Here is a 2,100-nt window from a genome sequence, read left to right on the forward strand (position 1 = left end):
GCACAACAGTGGTTAAGATTAAATAAAGAACTGGACTTATTGGATACGCCGGGTATTTTATGGCCAAAATTCGAAGATCCAGAAACAGGTAAAAAATTAGCTTTGACAGGTGCCATAAAAGATACTATTTTGCAGTTGGATGATATAGCTTTATATGGAATAGAAAGATTTCAAAAAAATTATCCCGAAAATTTAGCGGCTCGCTATAAGTTATCGGCAGCAGAGTTGGCTTTGACACCTCCAGAGTTGTTAATGTTGATTAGTGAAAGAAGAGGCTTTAGAGAAGATTACAGCCGTGCAGCTGAAATGATTATTTATGAAATACGAAATGGAAAAGTAGGCCGTTATACACTTGATACACTTCCGTCTACCCCCTTATCAGAAACAGGTGAAAAATAAGATGGACAAACCTTTATCGATTGCAGCTATTAAAAAACTGCTTTTAACGATTGACCATCCACTTGATGAACAATTGACTGTTCTTCAAGCTGATCCAAGAAAAGGAGTCGCCGCAGCTTTAAAATCATGGGAAAAAAGTTTTAAGAAACAGCAGGATTTAAAAGAACAACAACAAAGAATGCTGCAGATTGAAAACCGTTTGTGGACCAACCAAGAGGATGTTAGGATTGCTGGAATTGATGAAGTCGGACGTGGTCCTTTAGCTGGACCAGTGGTAGCAGCAGCAGTCATCTTACCAAAAGATGTTTCTATTTTGGGGATCAATGACTCAAAACAGCTTTCCCATAAAAAACGAGAACAATTATTTGATGAAATTCAAGCAACTGCTTTAGGGATCGGTATTGGCATAAAAGAACATGGGATTATTGATGAAGTAAACATCTACCAGGCTACTAAATTGGCTATGTTAGAGGCTATCCAGCAGTTACCGATCGTTCCCGACCATCTTTTAATTGATGCAATGCAATTGCCTACAGCGATTCCGCAAGAAAGTTTCGTTAAAGGAGATGCTAAAAGTCTGTCGATTGCAGCGGCTAGTATTATCGCAAAAGTGACCCGTGACCGAATAATGGCTGAGTACGATCTTCTCTATCCGGGCTATGACTTTGCTAAAAATGCAGGGTATGGAACTAAAAATCACTTAGAGGGATTGGACCGATTAGGAGTCTGTCCTATTCACCGCCATTCTTTTGCTCCAGTGAGAGATAAATTAACTCAATTTTAAAACACGTTACGAAAAAGAATTAAGAAATAGAGTACGGATAAGACTGTTGTCTCATCCGTACTCTATTTCTTTTGGTTCTCTAATTTCTAGAGTTGGTAAGGAAACTATCTCCGGCCTATGGGGTTGCTTGTGGTAAGCCATGGGACCGTTTTGAGCCGAAGACGTCTCAAAACTGCAAGCGTCAAACTTAGCGTAGCTGCTAAAGCCTGACGCTAAGTAATTCTCGTTGCATCCTTTTCATGGCGGCAAGCCCCCTATTCCTTCGCAAGTTTCTGAAAAGTGTTTCTAAGTTGTTTTGAATTAAAAGAACACAATTTCGTTACTGACCAACGTCAAATATCGTAGAATCTTTTTTTGAAATAAATGAAAAGGTGATGATCTTGCGGATAGTACTTTTGATGTTAGCGTCACAACTACTACTAGGAAAAGGAGTAAACAGAATGGAAGACCATTTACTAAGAAACAAAATTTTTCATCTAGCACATTGCCGGGGAGTAGGTCCCATCACCCAAATTCGAATGTTAACAGCTTTATTGGATGATCCTGATTTATCTGCTGCACAACTGGCAATAAAAGCAGCCTTATCCTCAAAGAATACTGCCATTTTTCTAAACAGTTATGCAGCTATTCAACTAGAAGCAGTGATGGATCGGTATAAAAAAGAACACATTCATTGGTTGACGATATTAGATAACCGCTATCCTGAATATTTAAGACAAATTTACAATCCTCCTGTTGTTCTTTTTTATCAAGGAAACTTAGCTTTGTTGGAACAGAAGCTGTTAGCGGTTGTAGGAGCTAGGGAAAATACGGCATATGGCATCTTTATTTTAGACCAATTGCTTCCTGAATTGATAGAAAACGACTTTGTTCTGGTCAGCGGATTAGCCAAAGGAATTGATTATGCAGTTCACCAA

Annotated in this window: 2 protein-coding genes and 1 pseudogene; all 3 read left to right on the forward strand. The window is 38.8% G+C overall.

Annotation, left to right across the window (positions count from 1 at the left end; genetic code table 11):
* Window positions 1–399 (forward strand): annotated as a pseudogene (gene rbgA, locus RT405_RS10440) (ribosome biogenesis GTPase YlqF); the annotation flags it as partial.
* Between the two features lies 1 nt (window position 400).
* Window positions 401–1,183, forward strand: coding sequence for a ribonuclease HII (locus RT405_RS10445; RefSeq protein ID WP_313469552.1), 783 nt, complete (start codon window positions 401–403; stop codon window positions 1,181–1,183).
* 440 nt (window positions 1,184–1,623) lie between these two features.
* Window positions 1,624–2,100 (forward strand): DNA-processing protein DprA (locus RT405_RS10450; protein WP_313469553.1); only part of this gene is annotated, 477 nt, incomplete at its 3' end.

It is taken from the genome of Carnobacterium sp., assembly GCF_032094055.1.
Lineage (GTDB): Bacteria > Bacillota > Bacilli > Lactobacillales > Carnobacteriaceae > Carnobacterium_A.